Genomic DNA, 24351 nt, shown 5'->3' with positions numbered 1-24351 from the left:
AAACGTTTTTTGCTAAAATTTCATATAAAAAGATAAAAACATCTCAAAATCTACATAATTTCAAAACTATTGAATACATTCGTGCATTAATTTTAAGTTAATTAGGATAGTTGCGAATTTGTGTACCTCGGTTGAATGTGTGTGTGGCTCATTATTAATCTTTCTAAGCAATTCAGACTTCCATAAAACAATATGAATGTTTAAAACGGAAATGATAAAAGAGGAGAGTGGTGATTTGAAGAATCAATTCTCAAACGTGCTCGATGGTTTAAAGAATAAAATGCGAAGCGTATATCACGAAAGAAGTGATATTAATGAATTAGGAATTAAACGAGGGATGCCTCCATTTGTGATGCGTGAAATCATGTCGGTGAATCCATTTTCAGCTATTATTCCAAAAGAGTATGGAGGCTTAGGTGGCGATGTTAAAGAAAGCATTGCATTGATGTCTGCAGCCTCATACGAATCGTTGGCACTATCGTTAACTTTTGGTATCAATATGGCTTTATTTCTGCAGCCAGTAATTAAAGCCGGGCAGCCCGAGGCTAAAGTTGCTGTTCTAAAGCGTTTTATCGAACAGCAAAATATGGGTGGTCTGATGATTACCGAACCTGATTTTGGTAGTGATGCCTTAAGTATGCGGACTTCGTTTGTTGAAAATGACAAGTTCGCACATTTAAAAGGAACGAAACATTGGGCAGGTTTAACAGGATGGGCCGATTTTTGGTTGTTAACCGCCCGTAAAGATACAGGTGAAGGGCGTCTGGCACGAGATTTAGATTTCTTTATTTGTGATGTGACTCAGCCAAATCAGGGAATTGTCGTTGAAGAGTTCTTTGAAAACCTAGGTTTATACCAAATTCCATACGGGCGTAATAGAATAGATGTTCAGATACCGGGCGTGCAGAAATTGGTACCTGAAAAATCGGGTGTTAAGCTAATGCTTGATCTATTGCACCGTAGCCGCATGTCATTTCCAGGAATGGCCATGGGCTTTATTCAAAGGATGATGGATGAAGCCATTGAGCATTGTCAGAAGCGCTTTGTTAGTGGCAAAAGTTTATTGAGCTACGATCAGGTGCAGCAACGCATAAGCCAGTTACAATCATATTTTACCACCGTGTCGGCCTATTGTGTAAATAGTAGCAAAAAAGCAGGATTAATCAACGATTTATCAATGGCGGGAATTGAAGCGAATGCTGTAAAAAGCTTATCTACGGATATGATGCAGTCTGCTTCGCAAACGTTATTGCAACTGGTGGGAGCTAAGGGTTACAAGTTAAATCATATTGCAGGTCGCTCTACCGTCGATAGCCGTCCGTTTCAAATTTTTGAAGGATCAAACGACATGTTGTATTCTCAAATATCGGAAAGTGTTATTAAACTAATGCGTAAGGCAAAACAAGGTAACCTATTGGACTTTATCAAATCCTTTGAGCTAACAGCAAATGCGGCCAGTTTAGTAAAAGACTTGTTTAATTTTGAGCTTGACTTTAATGTACCGCAACGCAAATTAGTTGAGTTGGGGCAAATATTAAGTCGCGTTATTTCATTGGAGCATGTCCTGGTATTAAGTGATAAAGGTTTTTCTGAGAAGCTAATTGATGGAACTGTATCACATCTTCGTCAGGAAATGCAGACGCTACTTTCGTCGTTTAATGTTAATAACGAAACAAAAGTGATTGAAGATTACCAGTCAAATTCTGACTGGTTAATGTATACTTAATAATTATAATTGGTTGAATGGAATGGGGCATTTGATTATCAAATGCCCTATTTATTTTTCTGCCAAAGCGTTTTTTGAAAGATGATGCCGTAATATTTTTCAGATGAATCATTCATAAAGCAATATTCAAAACCTAGTTGCATACCACCATAAACCTTGATATTGTAATAGGCATCTATCCAATGTGAGTTGTTACTATAGCCTAGGTTGTTAAAGTTGCTGGTAGTGCCAAGAGCAAAATCGAAACGGCCTCCATAGGTGTAATACAAGCCGGTTACAAGGGCCCCATTCTTCCATGTTTCCACATCGTGGTTGTAGGTAAAATAGGGTTGAAACGAATGCTGTTTAATCCGTAAATCGTATCCATAGCCTAGGCCAATGCCAAAATATTGACTTTCAAATCGTTCATGAGCAAGCCTAAGGTTAAAGCTGTGCTTAGCCTCGTCAAATGCGGTTAACCAAAAACTTGCTTCTAAATCAGTATAGCCAACTGTATTGAATAACTGAACACTAAAGGCATGAATGTTCGATGGAACCTGTTGGTAGTTTTTGGAAAAATTATTTAAGTCCTGCTGATAATCTTTACCCGATACAAAAGCGAAGGTTAGTAGGCCTAAAGCTGTTAAAATCCCTTTTTTCATTTCAAAAATCACATTACAATATTAACACCACTTCCCGTGATGCATTTATAATTCATTAAATTGATTTGTGTGATTTGGATTTTAGAATCAGCTCTAAACTGATTAATTTATTTCAATAATTTGATGTTGTCTTTATTTATTTCAATTATTCGTTGTTTATAAAGTGTTCCAATGGCTTTTTTAAAGTTCTTTTTACTGGTGCCAAATACTTTATAAATTAACTCCGCAGGACTTTTATCCGAAACATCCATTTGTCCACCCTTTGACTTTAGCATTTCGAGTATTTCACCAGCCAGGCCATCAATTTTTTCGTAACCAGGTTTTTCCAGAGAGATGTCTAGTTTGTCATCTTCTCTGAGTTTTTTGATATAGCCCTTGAATGTGTCACCAATCTTAATAGGTTTAAACAACTCATTATGATATAACATTCCTGAGTGTAAGCTATCTACTGCTACTTTATAACCAAGGTCGGTTTTGGCAATAACCATTAAATCAACTTCCTGACCTTCTTCGTATTCTGGCATTAGATTGTCCAACACCGAGTTTAGTTTTGAGGTAGCAACAATACGTCTGCTTTCATCATCTAAATAGATGTATACAACGTATTTTTCACCTTCCTTCATGCGTTCAGCTTGCTCGCGATAAGGTACTAACAAATCTTTCATCAAGCCCCAATCAAGAAATGCCCCTGTTTTATTGACCGACACGGTTTCCAGATAGGCAAATTCGCCAACAATTGCATATGGTTCTTCAGTGGTTGCAATAACACGATCTTCTGAATCAAGGTAAATAAATACCTCAATTTCATCATCAGGCTTTAATCCAGGTGGAACATAACGAATCGGGAGTAAAATCTCTCCAAAATCTTCTCCGCCATCCAGGTAAAGTCCAAATTCTACTTCTTTAACAACCTTTAAAGTATTGTACTTGCCAATCATAAATGAATAAATAAGAATGCAAAGATAGCTAAATAACTATTAACCCGAGTTCGATTAAAATTACAGAGCTCAAATTTTCTTAAATGATTGATTTACAATATAAATTTTTGAGGCATCCCGAAACACTCGGGATGGTGATAAAATTTAGAGTAGTAAATCGCTTGTTTAAGGAAAAGCTATGAATTTCACTTATAAATATTCATTTTCATCATCATATCTGCTCACCATAGCTCGCTATGCATTCACAAATATTCCTTGAAACTAAATATTTATAAGCGGTTTGAGCCAGAAATTTTATATCGAACTCGGGTTGTTAGAAGCTGATATAAATACTTAAGGTGGAAATTTGTTTTTTAATTTAAGAGCTTTAAATGCTTAAATATTGTCAATTCTCTTTAAAGAGAATAAGATGAAAAAGTATGTATAGTAATTGTCAGTATTTCAAGAGTAAAGATATTGAATGAAATATACAGACATCTAGAAATTTGCATATGTAGAAAATTAGATATATGTTTGCATGCAGATATGTAGATATGTGTATTGAAAAAACAAACAAAAAATATGAACAGTTATTTACTTAAAAAAGGATTGATAGTCTGCATGGCACTCGCAGGCTTTGTATCTCACGCTCAGGAAAAGGAGAGTGATGGGCTGTTTTCTCTTAGTGAGGCTTTGGAGTTAGCTTCGGAGAACAATAGGGAAGTGCTAAAAGCTTTGGCAGAAATAGAAGAGGCTAAAGCTGGAAATCAACAAGCTATGGCTGGTTTCTTACCTTCTGTTGAAGTGTCGACTGGATATAGTGTATCAAATGATCCATTGTACGCATTTGGTTTTAAACTACAACAGCAAGGTGTAACAATGGCCGATTTTGATCCGGCAGTCATCAATTCACCCGGACAAACCAATCATTTTGCAACACAGGTAATGGTGGAGCAACCACTTATTAATGTTGATGCCTGGATGGGGAAAGGTGCTGCCAATAATCGTGTTAAGGCAACTGAAAAGAAAACAGAGTACACCAAAGAGTATGTCGGTTTTATGGTAAAGCAAACTTATTATGGTTTGCAATTGGCGCAAAATCGTGTTGATGTAATGAAAAAAGCCCAGCAGGCGACCGATTCATATTTAAAAATGGCTGAAGATAATCTGGCACAAGGATATATGAAAGACGCCGATGTAATGGCCATAAAAGTGCGCCAGTACGAGCAAATGGCCATGGTGCAAGAGGCCGAAAACCAGGTGAGAAATGTAACGGAGATGCTTAATTTTTTGATGGGGCGCGAAATAAAACTGCCCGTAACGGTTAGTGATTCAATTACACAGGTCTCTTTTTCATTTAATAATGCCACTACTATCCTTAATCGCTCTGATGTGATGGCCATGCAATATGGCTTAGAGGCACATAAGAAAATGTCGAAGAGCGATTTAATGAAATTTGCACCTCGTGTGAATGCTTTTGGAGCTTATAACTTATACGATGCCGATTTTGGTGGATTTGGAGCTGATAGTTACATGGTGGGTATTAAGTTGCAATGGCGTATTTTCAATGGCGGTCGAAATATAGGTAAATACAATCAATCAAAGGCTAAATATAACATGGCCATGGTTTCGTATCAGGATTATGTAGAGAAAGAAAATATGGAATTATCGAAAGCAACTCGCGCCATTGCAGTTGCTGAAAGTCAATTGGTAACCTATAATCTGGCAGCCGAAGAAGCGCTTGAGTCTTTACGTATCAGAACCAATCGATACGATCAGGGCTTAGAGCGAACATCGGACTTGCTAATGTCTGAAACAAAAGCCGAAGAAAGTATTCTTAAGAAACTTAATGCTATTTATAACTACAATATAGCAGTTTTCAAATACCAGATGCTGGCTTCTGAATCAAGCCAGAATTAATTCAAATCATTCGAGAAAAAACAAAAAATAGATAGAAATGAAAGCTTTAAATTTATCAATAGTCGTATTGCTAGTAGCCAGCCTTTTGCAGGCATGTGGCAGCGATTCAACAAAAGATGAAAAGAAATCAGTTGCCATAGCTGCCAATGCTGAAGTGGTGAAGCTAACAAGTGTTCCAAAGAAATTTCATTATACAGGTACGGTATCATCAGTTAATCAATCGACTTTAAGTACGCGCATTATGGGGCAAATCTCAAAAGTGCTAGTGCATGAGGGAGATGCGGTTAATAAAGGTCAGTTATTAGTATCGATCCGAAGTAATGATATTCAGGCCAAGCAAAAGCAAGTGGAAGCCAATATTATTCAGGCAAAAGCATCTTATAAGCATGCGCAGGATGATTATAAGCGTATGCAGAGCTTGAAAAGTAGTAACAGTGCTACGCAAAAAGAATTGGATGATATTACGGTGCACTATGAAATGACCAAGGCGCAACTTGAAGCAGCTCAAAAGGCCAAAGAAGAAGTGGACGAGATGTTATCTTATGCCAATATACGTGCTCCATATAGCGGTGTGATTACACAACGTTTTGTTGATGGAGGAGATATGGCAAATCCAGGTATGCCTTTGTTGGCAATTGAAGCGCCGGGCTTGTTTGAAGTGAATGCTAAGATTCCTGAATCAGATATTTATAAATTAGAAAAAGGGGATGAAGTGGAAGTATTAATTGATGCCTGTCCAGAGCCGATTAAGGGAAGTATTGCACGAATTAGTCCTTCTAGCCGTTTTTCAGGTTCTCAATTTGATGCACGAATTAATTTAAACCCGAGCAGTAAGCAAAAAGCAGTTATTCGAAGTGGTGTATTTGCACATGTTAATCACTTTAAAGGTGAAGAGAATAAATTGCTGGTGGCCTCTGATATGGTCATTAACCGTGGTCAGTTAAAAGGTATCTGGACAGTTAGTCAGTCGAATCAGGCCTTGTTACGTTGGGTTCGATTAGGTAAGACATACGGTGATAAAGTCGAAGTTCTATCCGGGTTGAATGAAGGTAATCAGGTTGTTACGTCATCTAAAGGGCGCTTGTTTGATGGTGCTCAGTTGAATTTAAATTAATGTTCCCATTTTTTAAATCTTAATGTTATGAAAACAGGATTTGCCGGGACATTAGCCCGGATGTTTATAAAATCAAAGCTGACACCGCTTTTAATGGTCGCCTTTATGATCATTGGTGTGTACAGTTCATACTTAACACCTCGCGAAGAGGAACCTCAGATTGATGTACCGATAGCCGATATTTTTATTGCGTACCCAGGTGCTAGCCCTAAAGAAATTGAATCAAAAATAGTTACACCTATTGAGAAGGTCATCTCTAATGTAAAAGGTGTTGAATATGTTTATTCGCAATCGTTGAATGAGCAAGCCATGCTTATTGTTCAGTTTTATGTTGGTGAGGATATTGAACGAAGCCTCGTGAAGTTGTACAATGAGCTAATGAAAAACATGGATCAGATGCCGACTGGTGTGACACTACCTTTGGTTAAAACCAGGTCGATTGATGATGTACCTGTTATGGGACTTACGCTTTGGAGCGAGAACTATGACGATTACCAGTTGAAACGTGTGGCTCAGGAACTAACTTCTGAAATAGAGAAGATTACTGATGTGTCAGAAACGAAGGTGATTGGCGGACGTAATCGCGAGATTCAGGTAGTGTTGCAACGCGATAAAATGGCAGCATTTAAAGTTGATCCATTATTAATCACACAACAATTACAGGCAGCTAATCAACAAGTATCGGCTGGTAGTTTTAATCATGGAAATAACGAATATGCCGTAAGAACCGGCAAGTTTTTCGTCAATGCCGATGAGGTTGCAAACCTTGTGATTGGTGTTCATCAGCAGTCGCCTGTGTATTTGCATCAAGTGGCTAGTGTTGAAGACGGGCCTGAGTTACCTAATTCGTATGTTGCTTTTGGCTATGGAACTGCAAATGATAATCAAGAGACGTTTCAGAGTGAATACCCGGCAGTAACAATTTCGGTTGCCAAGCGTCGTGGAGCCGATGCTATGCGATTAGCTGAACAAATTACAGAGAAAATAGATGTTTTGCGTGAAGAATTATTACCTGCCGATATTCAGGTGGAAGTGACTCGAAATTACGGAGAAACAGCATCTGATAAAGTTGGCGAATTGTTAATGCACTTGCTAGGTGCAATAATCGCTGTAACATTTGTAGTCATGTTGGCCATGGGCTGGCGAGGTGGTTTGGTGGTGTTTATTTCGGTACCTATCACCTTTGCATTAACCATGTTTAGCTATTATTTCCTCGATTACACGCTTAACCGTATTACCTTATTTGCTTTGGTGTTTGTAACGGGTATTGTAGTTGATGATTCGATTATTATTGCTGAAAACATGCACCGACATTTTAAGATGAAGCAGTTACCATTTTGGCAGGCGGCTTTACGTTCGATTGATGAGGTGGGTAACCCTACCATTTTAGCAACATTTACGGTGATTGCAGCTGTTATTCCAATGATTTTTGTATCAGGTATGATGGGACCTTACATGAGTCCGATGCCTATTGGTGCATCTATAGCCATGATATTTTCTTTACTGGTAGCGCTTATGATTACGCCGTGGTTAGCTTATCGCTTATTAAAGCATGACGATGGTAAAGATGATGATAAGGATTATTCATTGGAGAAAACACTTATCTATCGTTTATATGATAAAACCATGCGACCTATGATTGAGAGCCCGATAAAACGTTGGGTATTTATTGGTGGCGTAACAGTGTTGTTGTTCGGTTCGGCCAGTTTGTTCTTATTCAAAGTGGTAACGGTTAAAATTTTGCCTTTCGATAATAAAAATGAGTTTCAGGTGGTGATTGATATGCCCGAAGGAACCACTCTTGAGGAAACAGCTAATGTAACCAAAGAGCTTGCAGCTTATATAAAAAGTCATGAGTTAGTGACGGATTATCAAACCTACGTTGGTACATCAGCACCGATAAACTTTAATGGCTTGGTGCGTCATTACGATTTGCGTCGAGGCTCAAATGTGGCCGATATTCAGGTAAATCTGGTTTCCAAGAAAGAGCGTGATTTGCAATCGCATGATATTGCAAAAGAGTTGCGCCCAGGCCTACAATCCATTGGTGAGAAGCTTAATGCCAATGTAAAGGTGGTTGAAGTACCACCAGGACCTCCAGTGATGTCGACATTGGTAGCTGAGATTTATGGCCCTGATTACGAAGCACAGAAAGCAGTTGCAAGCCAGGTAAAAGATTTATTTGCTGATACCGAAAGTGTGGTAGATGTGGATTGGATGATGGAAGATGATCAGGTAGAATATCACTTTGATGTTGATAAGGAAAAAGCGATGCTGGCAGGTGTGGCACCTCAGCAAATCATTCAGGCTGTGAATATGGCCTTACGTGGAGCTCAGGTTTCTCAGTTATATGCCGAAAATGATCATCAGCAGGTGGGTATTAAACTACGTTTGGATGAGAGTAAGCGCACAAGTATTAAGGACCTTAAAAAGATAAGTCTGAAATCGCAGCGTGGTGAAATGATCATCGTTGGCGATTTGGTAAACATCCGTGAAGAAGTGAAAGAGAAGAGCATCTTTCGTAAAAATCAAAAACAAGTGGTTTATGTCACAGCCGATGTTGCTGGTGATTTAGAAAGTCCGGTATATGCCATTCTTGATATGAGTGAGCGCATGGATGAGATTCAATTGCCAGAAGGTTATAGCATTGAAGAGTTTTACAATGGTCAGCCATTTGTTGAGAATAATTTTGGACTTAAATGGGATGGAGAATGGCAAATAACCTATGAAGTATTTCGTGATTTAGGAACGGCCTTTGCAGTTGTGTTGGTTATCATCTACCTGTTAATTGTTGGTTGGTTTCAAAACCTGAAAGTGCCATTTGTAATGATGGTTGCTATTCCTTTATCATTGGTTGGGATTGTTTTAGGACACTGGATGCTGAACGCATTCTTTACTGCAACATCAATGATTGGTATGATTGCTCTGGCCGGTATAATGGTCCGGAACTCTATACTTCTGATAGATTTTGTGAATATACGACTCAATGAAGGCGTGCCATTGCGTGAGGCAGTTATCGAAGCAGGTGCTGTGCGTACAACACCCATTCTGCTGACTGCAGGTACAGTCGTGATTGGTGCGGTAGTTATCTTGTTTGATCCAATATTCCAGGGCTTAGCCATCTCATTAATGGGGGGTACTATTGCTTCAACAGTGCTAACATTACTAATTGTACCATTGATTTTTTACATGACTGAACGTAAAAAATACGAGTCGCCTGACGAAGAAAGAAAGCAGAATTATTCAACCAACCATGTTGAAGAGTTGGAAGAGTCTGAATTAAATAATTAAAGTGCAAAGTGCGCTGTGCTTAGTGTTAATTTTCAATTTGAGCACTATGCACTGGTCACTATGCATCTAGCACTAGATAATATGAAACTATTAATAGCCATTACAGTGGCCGAATACAGAGAACGTTTGCAGGAGTTTTTTAGCGAGCAGCATGTAAGCTACTATAACGAGATTGAAGCAAAAGGAATGCAAAAGTTGGAGAAACAACATCGATTAGGTAACTGGTTCGGAAAGGGAGATTTTGGTATGGACAACATTATTTTTATTTCCTTTGTAGGCAATGAACAAGCCGATAGTTTACTAGATAAACTACTTCAGTGCAAAGCTGAAATGCCGCAATGTAATATCAATGCCTATATTATTAATGTGGAACAAGGAGTTGGATAATCATTTAAAATAAATAATCATGCAAGAAAGAATTGTTAGAGCAATTGCCGGAACACTAGTACTTATCAGTGTTTTATTGGCCATTTATGTTAATGTTAACTGGTTGTTTTTAGCCGGTTTTGTCGCCGTTAATTTAATTCAATCATCTATTACTAAATGGTGTTTGATGAATGATATTTTAACCAAACTTGGAGTTCCAAAATAGTTTGAGTTTGCACTACGGTGTGAATGTTTCTATATTTTTTGTTTGTGAATGATAAAGGCTCTAATCCACACGAGGATTAGAGCCTTTTGAATAAAAAATTATACTGTGCTTAGTTTTTAAGTTTAAAGTAATTGATTAACTCCCTTAGTTGCGTGGCTTGTGAGTTGAGCTCTTCGGCATTACCAGCAATTTCTTCACTACTCGAAGCATTTAGCTGTGTTGTTTGGTTCATTTGCTGAATAGCCGCGTTTATTTGCTGCACGGCATCGCGCTGTTCCCGGGTGGCCGATGATATTTCTTTCATCAGATTATTTGAGGTGTCAATGGTTGGCAGCATTTTGCTAAGTAGTTCGCTTGAGTTTTCTGATAGAGTATTGCTTTCTTTAGCTACACGAACTATTTCAGATGCAGTATCCTGGCTCCTTTCGGCCAGTTTTCTTACTTCGCCGGCAACAACAGCAAAGCCACGACCATGCTCGCCGGCACGAGCCGCTTCTACTGAAGCATTAAGTGCCAAAATGTTGGTTTGCATCGCAATTTCCTCAATCATGGCAATTTTTTCACTAATCAGTTTGTTGGCCTCGAAGGCTTTTTCTGATTCGTTGGCTGTTATTTTAATCCCTTCCAAAGCTTTATTTGAATGTTTTTCGCTGGTGCCGGCATTCACATTACTTTGCTCAATATTGGCCACCAACTCTTCCATGGTTGTTGAAACTTCTTCGAGCGAGGCTGCTTGTTCGCTGGCTCCTTGAGTCAGTTCCTGCGAACTTTGATTTAATTGCTCACTGGCATGGTTCAGCTGTTCAGCCCCATTAGCAATTTCACTTACTACCTCACGAAGCTTAACATTCATTTGTTTGAGGGCATTCATTAAGCGACTGATTTCATCTTTGCCACTTGTTTCAAACGAATGGTGTAATTCTCCATCGGCCAAAGCTTCGGCTAAGCGCAGACCTCTGTTAACTGGGTTAATAATACTTTGATTAATGATTCGTGTAATAACGACCCCAATCACCATCGCAAAAATGAGTAACGTAGTACTCCAAAATGACGCAGATTGAATAATTCTACTTTCTTCAGTGCTTACAAGTTTAACCATAGAGCTGCTTAAACCAGCCGCTTTAGCTCCCGAATTCTGCATGGAACGCAATTGTTTGCCTTGCTCTATATTATCTGTCAAAAATGCTTCAAATGCATTTTGATAATCGCTATAACCACCTTCTATTTTATCAAGTGTTTTTATCACTTCGCCCGAATAGGTATTTCTTGCTTTGTCGATAATAGTATATAGCTTATCTAGTCTCGAATTTACTTTGTTAATAGCTTTTTGATTGACATTACCTTTTTCATCCATTTGCTGAGCAACAAATTCCCACGCGGCAATTCTTACCTGGCTATGTGCATATGAAATGTCTTTTGATAATTTATTGTAATCATTAAGATGCTTGTCAAATGTTATAAGAGCACCAACTTTATCGCCTGCCTTTGACCAGTCGCGTTTGGTCTTTTGTTTATTTACTTCCGCTAAAGCATATGCTTTTAACCCATCATGGTAGTTAGTGATGGCTTGTTTTAATGAATCATTTTTTTCGGCATTAATTGTTTGAACACTATCGGCTGTATTAATTTCATACAAAGCATTTGTTAATTGAGTCGTTGCCACATCAACCTTTGTGGGATCATTAAAGTTCATGTAGTATAGAACCGATATTCTGGCGTTTAGCAGGTATTCCTGACTTTGTTTTAGGTGGTTGGCTACCGTAACAATTTTTTGCGTGTGATTAATCCCATTTCTACCAATAAAGCCAACGATTGCAACGCATGCAACCATAATGGTAAAGCCTGTTATGAGTCTAAGTCTGATTGATATGTTCCTGATTATATTTATGTTCATTCTCTTTTGATTTGTGTGATTGTTTAAATTAAGCAATGGATACGACATGCAAAAATAATCCTATGCTGCGAGTGTTAAAATTACTGGTTAAATAGGATAAGTGCAGAATATCAATGAGATAATAGTTTTTGGTGTGCGAATGGTTCATAATTGTCCACCAATGATGCTATTTATTTGACGAAATAATTCTGTAATTAATTACCTAATTTACCTTTGCGCTTGATTTGATTCGAGAAGTTGGAATCATTGTTCTTATGGTAATACCGATTTAATATCGAAATGAGCCTTTGGTTCGCTCACTCCCAAAGACTTTTTCGTTTATTATCGGCATTAACGATTGCAATTTTCAAAATTTCACTTAAGGCTCACTTTGAAATGCAATTGGTATAATAATCATTTTTTAAAGTGAGTTTGGTGTCGTTTTTTTTGAATTCGTAACGCTTACGAATAGTAATATTCAAGGGTTTATTGGAATAGGTTGTGCAAGGGATTCTACAAGTAGCACTCTAATTTTTTTTGCTTTAAATAAAAAAACAAATACATTTGTCTCAGAAGTAAAAGTGTAAAAAAAACACTAAGTATAATGAGGCAAATATCTCCATATATTTCTGTTGATTGTGTACTATTCGGTTATAATGGTGCAGAGTTAGAAGTGTTAATTGTTGATAGAACACTAACTGATGAGGAATCAGGTGAACAAGTAATCAATGATCGTACTTTAACTGGTAATCATGTATACGAAGATGAAACAATTGAAGATGCTGCATATCGTGTTCTAAATGACCTTACCGGTTTGGATAATGTCTTTCTTGAACAATTTAAAACTTTTGCGCATCCTGATCGATTAAAAAAGCCCAATGATCAGTTGTGGTTAAAAAACAGCAAGCGTAATCCGGATGCACGTATTGTAACAATTGGTTTTTACTCATTAGTAGCTACCGATAAAGTAAAGCTTATTTGGAAAGGGCGAAACGTACGCTGGGTGCCGATTTCTGAAGTTGGCGAATTGGCCTTTGATCATAATCTAATTTTATCAGAGGCACTTCGAACTTTACGTTTGCGTATTAAGTATGAACCGATCGCATTTGAGTTGCTGCATGATAAATTCACCTTAACACAATTACAAAACGTTTATGAAGCCATTTGGGACGTAGAGCTTGATAAGCGCAATTTCCGAAAGAAAGTGGCGCGTATGAAATACCTGATTCCTTTGGATGAAAAGCAAACAGGTGTGGCTCACAAGCCGGCACGTTTATATGTTTTTAGTCGCGAGGTTTATTCAAAAACGAAAAAAGAACTATTTGATTTCACTATATAAATCAGCATCATGATAAATCAAGAGAAAATATCTATTAAAGAAAAAATCGGTTATGCACTGGGCGACGGAGCTGCAAATATTGCATGGCGGGGAGTTGCTACGTTTTTGTTAATTTTTTATACCGATGTATTTGGTATTGCGCCTGCAGTAGCTGGTGTATTACTATTGGTGGCTCGTTCGAGCGATGGTATCAGTGATGTGGTGATGGGCGTTATTGGCGATCGAACTAAGTCGAAGTATGGCAATTTCCGCCCCTGGATATTATGGACGGCTATTCCTTTAGCAGCTATATTGGCAGCATTGTTTACGACTCCTAATTTGGGTACAACAGGTAAAATTATATATGCTTATGTGACGTATATATTGTTTACCTTAATTTATACGGCTAACAACATTCCTTACGGTGCCCTGATGGCTGTAATGACAGGCGATGACAAAGAGCGTACAAGTTTAGGTTCCTATCGTATGGTAGGAGCTTTTGCCGGAGGTATGCTTGTTCAGGGAGCTTTATTGTATTTAGTGATGTTCTTCGGGAATGTTGAACCACAAATTAAAATATCTCAGCAAGGGGAAGATAAATATGTGGTGACCGTTTCGTCATCGAATGATGTGCCCAATGCCAACATAAAGACAGAGAATGGCATTGCTACCTTTGTTTGGCAGGAGACAATAGAAGGCGACCAGCCAACTAAGGGCAAGAGTTTTGCTATGAAAGCCAACCAAAGCTATTCATTTATTGTTGAGGGAGAGGCAGGATTAGTTGAAGAACAAATTTCGGTTATCGACCAAAAGAAGGGTTATAGTTATTCGATTTATCTCCTATCTGTTTTTCTGGCCGGTTTTATGATACTTACATTCCTGAGTACAAAAGAACGCATTAAAGCATCAGAAGAACAAAAAAATAATCTGTGGAAAGATCTTAAGGATTTGGTTAAAAACAAGCCTTGGTTGGTTCTGTTAATCGTTGGCTTATTATTTAATATTTACAATGCTACCAAGCAGGGTATTACCGTTATTTATTTCAAACACTATTTGCATGACGAATTACTGGCTGCTTCATACTTGGTTGGCTTAATGGTCATCTCCATTCTGGGAGCCATGGCGACCACGCCGTTGGCGCGTATATGGGGAAAACGTAATTTGTTTATTTATGCGCTTATATTCTCAGGGGCGGTCAATGCTTTACTGGTTTTATGTGGGCCGCAAAATACAATCGCTATCTTCTCATTAGGTATAATATCAGAATTTGCCGCAGCCATATTCCCAACCTTGTTTTTTGCCATGTTAGGTGATGCAGCTGATTACTCAGAGTGGAAAAATGGCAGGCGAGCTACGGGACTTGTTTATTCAGCAGGTTCATTTGCAACTAAATTTGGTGGTGGTATAGCTGGTGCAATTATAGGTTTTGTGTTAGCTGTGTTTAATTATAACGGTCAAGATGCAGTGGCCATACAAGGTGCTGTCCCGGGTATTATTATGCTGATGAGCTGGATACCTGCAATCGTTGCTGTTGTGGCTGCGGGTGTTATGTTTGTGTATCCACTTACACAAGCAAAAATGACCGAGATAACAAACGAATTAAATGATAAACGAATTAAAGAACTACAATAAGATTTAAGGTAAAAATATTGAGTTATGAAATACGGACATTTTGATGATGAGAGAAGAGAGTATGTTATCACCAACCCACAAACGCCGTGGCCCTGGATTAACTACTTAGGAAATGAAGACTTTTTTGGATTGGTATCTAATTCTGCCGGTGGATATGCTTTTTATAAGGATGCAAAGTTTCGTCGCTTAAATCGCTACCGATACAATAATGTGCCGATGGATAATGGCGGTCGATATTTTTATATCAAAGATGAAGATACCATTTGGTCGCCGGGGTGGAAACCATGTAAAACTGAGCTGGATAAATACGAATGCCGTCATGGTATGAGCTACACCCAAATTGCCGGAGCCAAAAATGGTATTGAAGCTGAAACACTGTTTTTTATTCCTTTAAAAACATGGGCCGAAATTCATAAGGTGAGGCTAAGCAACACTACTTCTGAAGTAAAGAAGATTAAGCTTTTCTCTTTCATGGAATGGTGTTTGTGGAATGCTGAAGACGACCAAAATAACCTACAGCGTAACCTGTCAACGGGTGAGGTAGAGGTAAAAGGTTCAACCATTTATCACAAAACGGAATACAAAGAACGACGCAATCATTATGCATTTTACAATGTAAATGCACCAATTGATGGTTACGATACCGATCGTGAATCATTCCTTGGTTTATACAACGAATTTTCGGCTCCGCAAGCCGTTCTGGATGGAAAACCAACAAATTCTGAGGCGCATGGTTGGTCGCCAATTGCATCGCATTATATTGAGGTGGAATTACAACCAGGCGAATCGAAGGATTATATTTTCACTTTAGGTTACATTGAAAATCCGGAAGAAGAAAAGTGGGAGTCAAAGAATGTGATTAACAAAAAGCCGGCTGAAGCAATTATGGAGCGCTTCAATACGGTTGAAAAAGTAGAGGCGGCTTTGGCCGATTTACGCTCGTATTGGGATAATCTACTTGGGAAATTTATGCTCGATAGTAATGATGACAAGCTTAACCGCATGGTTAATATTTGGAATCAGTATCAGTGTATGGTGACCTTTAATATGTCGCGTTCGGCCTCTTTCTTTGAAGTAGGTATTGGCCGTGGAATGGGCTTCCGTGATTCAAATCAGGATTTAATTGGTTTTGTGCATCAGGTTCCAGAACGTGCCCGTGAGAGAATCATCGATATCGCATCAACACAGTTCCCAGATGGGGGTTGTTATCACCAGTATCAGCCATTAACCAAGCGAGGAAATGATGCCATTGGTGGCGGCTTTAATGATGACCCAATGTGGTTGATTTTAGGAGTTGTGAGCTACATTAAAGAATCGGGCGATTTCTCCATTTTGGATGAGATGGTGCCGTTTGATAATGACATGAGCCTTGCTAAATCACTTTACGATCACTTAACGATTTCCTTCAATCATGTGGTGAATAATCTGGGGCCAAATGGCCTGCCTTTGATTGGTCGTGCCGATTGGAATGATTGTTTGAACCTGAACTGTTTCTCTACCAATCCTAATGAATCATTTCAGACAACCGAAAACAATACGGAAGGCTCTAAGGCGGAGTCAGTAATGATTGCCGGCTTGTTCGTGGTGTATGGTCAGGAGTATGTGAAGTTGAGTCGTCGCATTGGAAATGATGCAGAAGCTGATAGAGCACAGGCCGAAGTAGATAAAATGGTTGCAGCAGTTAAGGCCAGAGGCTGGGACGGTGAATGGTTCCTTCGTGCCTACGATTTCTATGGTAACAAAGTGGGAAGTGATGAAAATGAAGAGGGTAAGATCTTTATCGAATCTCAGGGCTGGTGTACCATGGCGGGCATTGGTAAAGAAGAAGGGATGTGCGAAAAATCGCTTAACTCGGTAAAAGAACGCCTCGATAGTGATTACGGTATTGTATTGAATAACCCGGCATTTACCAAGTATGTGATTGAGTACGGTGAGATATCAACATACCCTGCCGGTTACAAAGAGAATGCAGGTATTTTCTGTCATAATAATCCATGGATTATGATTGGTGAAACGGAAATAGGTCGTGGCGAAGAGGCTTGGGAGTATTACAAAAAGATCTGTCCGGCTTATTTAGAGGATATCAGTGAATTGCACAAAACAGAACCATATGTATATGCGCAGATGATTGCTGGTAAAGATGCCTATAAACCGGGGGAAGCCAAAAACTCGTGGTTAACAGGTACGGCATCATGGAATTTCTATGCTGTTACGCAATATATTTTGGGTATACAGCCCGATTATGATGGCTTAAAAATTGAGCCGTGTATACCGGCTGACTGGAAGGGTTTTACGGTTAAACGCCAGTTCCGTGGAGCCGAATATACGATCAAAGTAATTAATGAGGCAGGTGTTAATAAGGGTATCGCAAGCCTGACAGTTGATGGAAAAGAAATAGATGGAAATGTTGTGCCAATTTTCGAGAGTGGTACATATGAAATTGTTGTTACAATGGGTTAATATTAAAAGAGTCAGGTGTTTCAGAATTAAGTGCATCTGACTCTTTTTGATAACATAATTTGCGTTTTAAGAAGATAAGTTTTTACCTTTATTCAACTTTATCCATTATTAATGAAAAATCAAAAGCAACTTATTCGGAAGCTTTCTAAAGGCGATATTAAAGCCTTTGATCGTTTGTTTGAGTATTATAGTTCAAAGCTCTACGCTTTTGTCCTAAAGTATTTAAAATCAGAAGTGGAGGCTGAAGGTATGGTGCAAGAGGTTTTCATTAAAATTTGGAACAAACGGGCAAGTCTTGATGCCGAAAAATCTTTTCAATCTTACCTTTTTACCATTACGTTTAATCAGATTAAGAGGCATTTTGAGAAGCGGCAGGTTATTTCGGGCATGGTGGATGTACTGGCGCCTGAGATAGCTGATAACTCTACCGAGAAAAGCATTCTTTACCGCTCTATCCTTCACCAGGTAATCGATTTATTGAATGAGTTACCCGAGAAGAAACGTAAGATTTTTGAAATGAGTCGTTTTGAAGGTTTGCCATCCAAAGAGATTGCACAAAAAATTGGCTTAGCACCTAAAACTATCGATAATCAAATTTCAGAAGTCATTCACTACTTAAAAGATAGGGTTGATATTAGTGAAATAGCCATTGCTCTTTTCTTTTTTCTTGTTATTTAACTAACACTAAATCAGTCATAAAAATAATATTTATAAAAAAATCTCCTTTTTCGAAGGGAGATTTTTCTTTTTTCAGGATATAACTAATAGAGGCTTTTTAAACCTTCAAAATCCTGAGAATATAACATAAGACTCGCGTTGAAATCGCAGAAAGAATAAAAGTATGACCAAAGTGAACAGAGAGATATTAAAACGCTATTTGAATGGCAAGTATAATGCTAACGATGAGCGTTATGTAACCGAGCGTTTTAATGACGAGGAGAGTTTAGGAGGATTAAAAAAGTATGCACAAGAGGATTGGGAGCAAACGAATGCATCAGGTCAGCATGACTTCAACCATATACTTGAAAGTATCCATTCAAAAATAAGGCCGGCAGAAAATTCAGTAAAGGTTTTAAATATCTACAGGTTTTATTCTCGCATTGCGGCTGTCTTGCTTTTACCACTGGCAATATGGTTCATTTATAATAATTTGCATCAAGATCAGCAGAGCCTTAATTTGGCTCAAACGTCCATTCAGGCGATGCATGGGTCAAAGGTTGAGTTTAGATTACCGGATGGTACCAAAGGCTGGTTAAATGGCGGATCACACCTAACATATAGCACGCTTTTTAACGAGCGCCATGTGAAGTTGAATGGCGAAGCCTATTTTGATGTCGTTCACAATGAGGATAAACCCTTTGAGGTGATAGGCGATGAATCAAAAGTTGTGGTGTTGGGAACCCGGTTTAGCGCCAAGATGTCACCTGATAAAAAGATTACCGAAGTTGTACTTGAAAGTGGTAAAGTGAAATTTATACCGCATAACGATACAGCCACTATTTTAAAACCAGGTGAAAGATTGATATATCAGAAGCAGGCTCAAGTGGTGCAACTCGAAAAAGTGCAAACAGAAGAGCATACAGCTTGGGTAAAAGGTATGCTAATCATGAGAGGCGATAACCTTCAGGACGTAGCTGATAAATTAAGTGATTGGTATAATGTTGATGTTGTTCTTGAGGGAGCTTACCCAAAAGATTATCAGTTTAGAGCCACATTTAAAGATGAAAGTATTGAAGAAGTATTGCGTTTGATGAAATTAACCGCTCCAATTAGATATCAGATTAAACAACCAAAAACATTGGAAGACGGCACATATAGTAAGATGCAGGTAACACTTAAAATGAATGAAGAATGATAAATAGTTAATAAAAAAGGAGAGTATGAAGCACCACCTTCGTTTACTCTCCTCAAATAATTTGTTTCACTAAACATTTCAAATTTATGAAAAAAAATCCACTTGAGGTATGGGATACCTATGCCTTGCAAAAAATTTACAGACGTATGAGAATGTTAGCAATTCTTTTACTCGTTGGCGTAACGCAAATATGGGCTACAAGCACGTATTCGCAGGAAGCAACACTTTCGATGAAACGCAGTAATGTCTCAATAGAACAAATTATTGAAGATATTGAGAAGCAGACTGGTTACACTTTCCTTTATAATCAACAGGTTATTGATAATTTAGATGTTTTATCATTAGATGTTGAAGGGGAAGAATTACTTGAGGTACTTGATCAATTATTTGCTTCTACTTCTATTAGTTACCGCGTTATTGATACCCAAATTGTTTTAACCAAGTCGCCTGAAGCCATTTCATTGATTCAGCAGGAACATACACTAAGTGGTGTGGTAACCGATGTGAATGGTGATCCTATTCCAGGTGTAACAATCGTTGAACAAGAGAATCCAAGTAATGGTACCATTACTGCTATTGACGGAACTTATACAATCACACTTTCATCACCCGATGCTACAGTAAATTATTCATTCGTAGGTTTTGAGCCACAAACAATTCAGGTAGCTGGCAAAGCATCTGTTGATATTACCATGGTGGAAGAAGCCATTGATATGGATGAGGTGGTTGTGGTTGGATATGGCGTTCAGCGCAAAAGTGTTGTAACAGCTGCCATTTCATCGGTTAAAGCCGAGGAGTTAGAGAAAGTATCAAATGGTCGCGTTGAGCATGCGATACAAGGTCGCACTGCTGGTGTGGCTGTATTGCCAACTTCTGGTGCTCCTGGTGCGAGTGTGAAAATCCGTATCCGTGGTACTGGTTCAAATGGTAACAGTAATCCGCTTTACATTGTTGATGGTATGAAAACCGGTAGTATTGATGATTTGGATCCGAATGATATTGCCTCAATGGAAATATTGAAGGATGCGGCATCGGCGGCTATTTATGGTACAGAAGGTGCCAATGGTGTGGTATTAATTACCACCAAAAGCGGAACCAAAGGAAAAGCCAAAATTGAGTATAACTTCCAGTATGGTATCCAAAATCTGGCAACCAATGCTGAGATGATGAATGCATCTCAATATAAGCAGTTCATGGAAGAAGCCGGAGAAACAATTACACCTCCAGCTGGCGAAAACTATGATACTGATTGGTTAGATGAAATTTCAGAAGCGGCACCAATGCAACGTCACAGCTTAAGTTTTTCAGGTGGAACTGAGAAATCAACATACCTGTTGTCGGGATCGTATCTCAAACAAGATGGAGCGATTGGCGGTGAGCATGCACGTTTTGAGCGTTACACCTTCCGTATCAATACCAAAAATGAAGTAGCTGATTGGTTAGAAGTTGGTAATAACCTTAACTTCTCGCATTCAAGCAGAAACATTTTACCTGAAGATGATGAGTACCGCTCGATAGTGAACAGTGCTTTATTGATGGATCCTTATACGCCGGTTATTGAGTCGGATATGAGTCGTATTGATGCCATTATTGCTGACGGAAACACGCCACTGCAAAATGCCAATGGCGACTATTACGGTTTGAATCGTTTTGTAACAGGTGAAACAGCCAACCCGGTTGCTTTTATGGAGAATACCCATAATAAGGAAATTCGTGACAAGCTATTAGCTTCATTCTACGGTACTTTAAAACCTCTTGAAGGTCTGAATATCACTTCGCGCCTTGGTTTAGAATTAACCTATGTTACCCGCAAAGAATGGTCGCCTAAGTACTATTTTTCGTCTGAACGCTCTAACAACCTTAATATAGCACAGGATTGGGTCGATAAGTATTACAAAGCTTTGTGGGAGAACTTTGCGTCGTATAATAAGAAGTTTGATAATCACGATTTCACTTTGTTAGGAGGTATGTCATACGAAGAGTATACGCATCCTAATTACTACATGAAATCTGAAATGCCAAAAGAAGGCGAGCAATATGCTTATCACGATTATTATGCCGACCGTGATAATAACATGGTAGGTGGTAATCTGGAGGAAAATACAAAAGTATCTTACTTCGGACGACTGAGCTATAATTATGCTAGTAAATACATGCTTGAGGCTTCTCTTCGCCGTGATGGTGCCAGTGTTTTACCAGAAGATAACCGTTGGGCTTCTTTTGCTGCGGTATCAGCTGGTTGGTTAATTTCGCAAGAAGACTTCTGGAGTGTTGAAGCAATTGATTACTTGAAATTGCGAGGTAGCTGGGGACAGAATGGTAGTATTTTTAATGTAAATCCATTTGCCGATATGGCTTTCTGGACATCACAGAATATTAACTATCCGAATGAAGATGAGGTATTGTCAGGTGGTTCAAGAAGTCCACGTCCGACTAACCCGAATCTGGGATGGGAAACGTCAGAGCAAACTAACTTTGGTGTTGATATGCGTGCTTTTAACAGCAAGCTAAACTTCTCTGTTGATTACTATGTGAAAGAGACAGAAGGTTTGATTAAAGGTAATAGAATGGCTGGTTCAGCAGGTTTTGGTGAAGATGTATCAGCTAACCTGGGAACCGTGAAAAATTCAGGTTTAGAATTTGAATTAGGCTGGCGAAATACGACTTCTTTCGGTCTGAAATATGGTGTGAACTTTAACATTAGTACGCTGAAGAATGAAGTAACTGAAGTGTTGGATGATACACCTCAGCCAGGTGCCAATGTGCGTGGTTTTAACATGACCTGGTTTGAAGAAGGCTACCCAATCTATTATTTCAAAGGCTACAAAACGGCAGGTATTGATCCGGCAACAGGTGAACCGATAGTGGTTGATGTGAATGATGATGGTGAAATTACGGCTTCTGACCAAACAAATATTGGTGACCCACATCCTGATTTGTTATACGGTGCTACTTTCAATATGGAGTACAAAAACTTCGACTTTAACTTATTTATGCAAGGAATGTCGGGTAACGACGTGTTCATGGCCTGGTTCCGTACCGACCGCAAGCTAAGTAATAAACCTTCCTTCTTCTATACCGACCGTTGGACTGGCCCTGGTGATAACGCAAGCATGCCGGCACCTGATAATACAAGTGATTACGTTTATCGTAGCGATTTGGTTGTTCAGGATGCATCATATATGCGTATCAAACAGATTCAGCTTGGTTATACCTTGCCAAAATCTTTAACCGAAAAGATAAAATTACAGCGCGTTCGTGCTTTTGTTTCATTAGATGACTATTTCACATTTACCAAATATGAAGGTATGGATCCTGAGGCTGGTTCTAACGAAGATAACCGCCAGGGAATTGATAAAGGATTATATCCTACTACCAAAAAAGTAATGTTTGGTCTTAATGTTAATTTCTAATCCAAAATCTAAGAACAATGAAAAAAATAAAATATAGCATATTTACTTTACTTCTGATTCTTGCTTTTGGAGCATGCTCAGATAGTGTTTTGGACAAAACTCCAATTGGACAATTCAATAGTGCTGACTATTTAACAACAGAAGAAGAGGCCGAAGCAGCCATTATTGGAGTTTACGATTATTTACAAATCGGTTATAATAACTATGGCGATTGGTCAAGTATCTTCTTTGTGAAAGGTTTACAAGGTGATGATTTAAATACCGGTGGTGGTTCATCGGCTGACCAGCCCAAGTTGCAACAGCTCAATAGTTTTACCTATGAGTACGACAACCCGGCCCTAAAAGATGTGTGGCATTCGTTTTATAAAATAGTGAATGCTTCTAATGCAATCTTAAATACCATTTCACCTGAGTTGGATAATGCAGAACAGATATCGGCCGAGGCTAAATTTTTCAGAGCTTATGCCTACTTTGAATTGGTAACCATGTGGGGCGATGTGCCATTTTATACTGTCAATACCACCGAAATTAGTGTGGATAACCCACGGGCTGATAAAACGACTATTTATAATCAGATTCATAAGGATTTAGCAGAAGCGATAGCCGTTTTACCTGTTAAAGATGATTTAGCCGAAGGTTTAAAATTCAGAATTTCGAAAGGTGCTGCACAGGCTTTAAAAGGTAAAGTGTATTTGTATCAGGAAGATTATGCCAGTGCTCACCCATTATTGCAGGCTGTAATTGATGACGATAGTTATTCATTAACAGAAGATTATAGTACCATTTGGTTAAAAGGCGAGCGCGCCGGTTCAGAGTCCATCTTTGAAGTGTTGTATTCAAGTAAAAATGCACACGACTGGGGTGGCCCATGGGACGGTACTGCCGAGTCTAACTTTATCGTTCAGCTGTGCGGGCCTCGTGGTGATAATTCATTTAACGATCTGGATGTCATTGGTTACACCAATGGATGGGGCTTTAATGTGCCAACAGGTAAGTTTGGTGATTTATTACAAGCCGAAGCAGGGGCAGAGCGTTACACCACATCCACTATTTCAGAGGCTGAATTTGTGGCCGCAGGTGGTGAAGTGAATCGTTCAGGAAATAATAACTGGGATGCATTCGAAGGATATATCCGATTAAAGTATTCAACTATTCCTTCGGAAACATCAGAAGGCGGAGTGAAAGAAGTTAACTGGAATACACCGTTTAAATTAATCCGATTATCGGATGTAATGCTAATGGCTGCCGAAGCCTACAATCGTGATGGTATGGATGCACAGGCTGTTCCTTTAATCAGAGATGTACGTGAGCGTGCTGGTTTTACCGACCATTCGGCCTGGGAAACATTAACAGGTGATCCTTTATTTGATATCATTAAAAAAGAGCGTGCTTTGGAACTGGCCTTTGAAGGTCATCGCTTCTGGGATTTAGTTCGCTGGGGCGACGCCACTACTGAATTAGGTACAAGAGGATTTACGGCTGGGAAAAATGAGATATTCCCTATTCCTCAGGAAGAGATTGACCTGAATGCAGGCATCTCCATTGAAGACCAAAATCCGGGTTATAACTAAAATGTTGCTTAGTGTAGCAATTACTATA

At 38.8% G+C, this 24351-nt stretch carries 16 protein-coding genes; 13 read left to right on the top strand and 3 right to left on the bottom strand.

The window, feature by feature from the left end; all coding sequences use genetic code 11:
* The first annotated feature begins 196 nt into the window (after nt 1-196).
* Nucleotides 197-1726 carry an acyl-CoA dehydrogenase family protein gene (locus tag JIV24_RS05400; RefSeq protein ID WP_200464001.1) on the top strand — a complete coding sequence of 510 codons (1530 nt, stop codon included), beginning with the start codon at nt 197-199 and terminating at the stop codon, nt 1724-1726.
* 47 nt (nt 1727-1773) lie between these two features.
* Here JIV24_RS05400 and JIV24_RS05395 read toward each other — a convergent pair whose 3' ends face one another.
* Complete coding sequence (locus JIV24_RS05395; RefSeq protein ID WP_200464000.1) at nt 1774-2367, bottom strand: hypothetical protein; 594 nt, start codon at nt 2365-2367, stop codon at nt 1774-1776.
* A gap of 107 nt (nt 2368-2474) precedes the next feature.
* Nucleotides 2475-3305, bottom strand: a complete 831-nt coding sequence (locus JIV24_RS05390) for a CvfB family protein (protein WP_200463999.1) — start codon at nt 3303-3305, stop codon at nt 2475-2477.
* A 561-nt stretch (nt 3306-3866) separates the two neighbouring features.
* Between JIV24_RS05390 and JIV24_RS05385 the strand changes: the two genes are divergently transcribed.
* The 5 genes from JIV24_RS05385 (at nt 3867) to JIV24_RS05365 (ending at nt 10201) form a co-directional block, all read left to right on the top strand.
* Complete coding sequence (locus JIV24_RS05385) at nt 3867-5204, top strand: TolC family protein (RefSeq protein ID WP_200463998.1); 1338 nt, start codon at nt 3867-3869, stop codon at nt 5202-5204.
* A gap of 37 nt (nt 5205-5241) precedes the next feature.
* Nucleotides 5242-6318: an efflux RND transporter periplasmic adaptor subunit gene (locus JIV24_RS05380; RefSeq protein WP_200463997.1), complete on the top strand. Its 1077-nt coding sequence runs from the start codon at nt 5242-5244 to the stop codon at nt 6316-6318.
* A gap of 27 nt (nt 6319-6345) precedes the next feature.
* Nucleotides 6346-9609 carry an efflux RND transporter permease subunit gene (locus JIV24_RS05375; RefSeq protein WP_200463996.1) on the top strand — a complete coding sequence of 1088 codons (3264 nt, stop codon included), beginning with the start codon at nt 6346-6348 and terminating at the stop codon, nt 9607-9609.
* Nucleotides 9610-9690: 81 nt separating this feature from the next.
* On the top strand, nt 9691-9996 hold the full coding sequence (locus tag JIV24_RS05370; protein WP_200463995.1) for a hypothetical protein: 306 nt from the start codon (nt 9691-9693) through the stop codon (nt 9994-9996).
* Between the two features lie 19 nt (nt 9997-10015).
* Nucleotides 10016-10201 (top strand): YgaP family membrane protein, encoded by a 186-nt coding sequence (locus JIV24_RS05365; protein WP_200463994.1) that lies wholly within the window; start codon nt 10016-10018, stop codon nt 10199-10201.
* 109 nt (nt 10202-10310) lie between these two features.
* Here JIV24_RS05365 and JIV24_RS05360 read toward each other — a convergent pair whose 3' ends face one another.
* Nucleotides 10311-12095 (bottom strand): methyl-accepting chemotaxis protein, encoded by a 1785-nt coding sequence (locus JIV24_RS05360; RefSeq protein WP_200463993.1) that lies wholly within the window; start codon nt 12093-12095, stop codon nt 10311-10313.
* Nucleotides 12096-12678: 583 nt separating this feature from the next.
* Between JIV24_RS05360 and JIV24_RS05355 the strand changes: the two genes are divergently transcribed.
* The 7 genes from JIV24_RS05355 to JIV24_RS05325 all read left to right on the top strand — a co-directional run bounded on the left by JIV24_RS05355 (nt 12679) and on the right by JIV24_RS05325 (nt 24323).
* Complete coding sequence (locus tag JIV24_RS05355) at nt 12679-13413, top strand: NUDIX hydrolase (protein WP_200463992.1); 735 nt, start codon at nt 12679-12681, stop codon at nt 13411-13413.
* A 9-nt stretch (nt 13414-13422) separates the two neighbouring features.
* A complete protein-coding gene (locus tag JIV24_RS05350) occupies nt 13423-15024 on the top strand; it encodes an MFS transporter (protein WP_200463991.1) in 1602 nt (533 codons plus the stop codon).
* A 24-nt stretch (nt 15025-15048) separates the two neighbouring features.
* On the top strand, nt 15049-17484 hold the full coding sequence (locus tag JIV24_RS05345) for a GH36-type glycosyl hydrolase domain-containing protein (RefSeq protein WP_200463990.1): 2436 nt from the start codon (nt 15049-15051) through the stop codon (nt 17482-17484).
* 111 nt (nt 17485-17595) lie between these two features.
* Entirely contained in the window at nt 17596-18162 is a 567-nt protein-coding gene (locus JIV24_RS05340; protein ID WP_200463989.1) for an RNA polymerase sigma factor, read from the top strand.
* Between the two features lie 163 nt (nt 18163-18325).
* Nucleotides 18326-19339, top strand: coding sequence for a FecR family protein (locus JIV24_RS05335; RefSeq protein ID WP_200463988.1), 1014 nt, complete (start codon nt 18326-18328; stop codon nt 19337-19339).
* Nucleotides 19340-19425: 86 nt separating this feature from the next.
* Nucleotides 19426-22752 carry a TonB-dependent receptor gene (locus tag JIV24_RS05330; RefSeq protein ID WP_200463987.1) on the top strand — a complete coding sequence of 1109 codons (3327 nt, stop codon included), beginning with the start codon at nt 19426-19428 and terminating at the stop codon, nt 22750-22752.
* A 17-nt stretch (nt 22753-22769) separates the two neighbouring features.
* Nucleotides 22770-24323, top strand: coding sequence for a RagB/SusD family nutrient uptake outer membrane protein (locus JIV24_RS05325; RefSeq protein ID WP_200463986.1), 1554 nt, complete (start codon nt 22770-22772; stop codon nt 24321-24323).
* Nucleotides 24324-24351: the final 28 nt, after the last annotated feature.

This window comes from Carboxylicivirga marina (genome assembly GCF_016612505.1).
In the GTDB taxonomy this organism is placed as follows: Bacteria; Bacteroidota; Bacteroidia; order Bacteroidales; family Marinilabiliaceae; genus Carboxylicivirga; species Carboxylicivirga marina.
The sequence above is the reverse complement of the archived record's forward strand: the minus strand, read 5'-3'. Positions and strand labels throughout refer to the sequence as shown.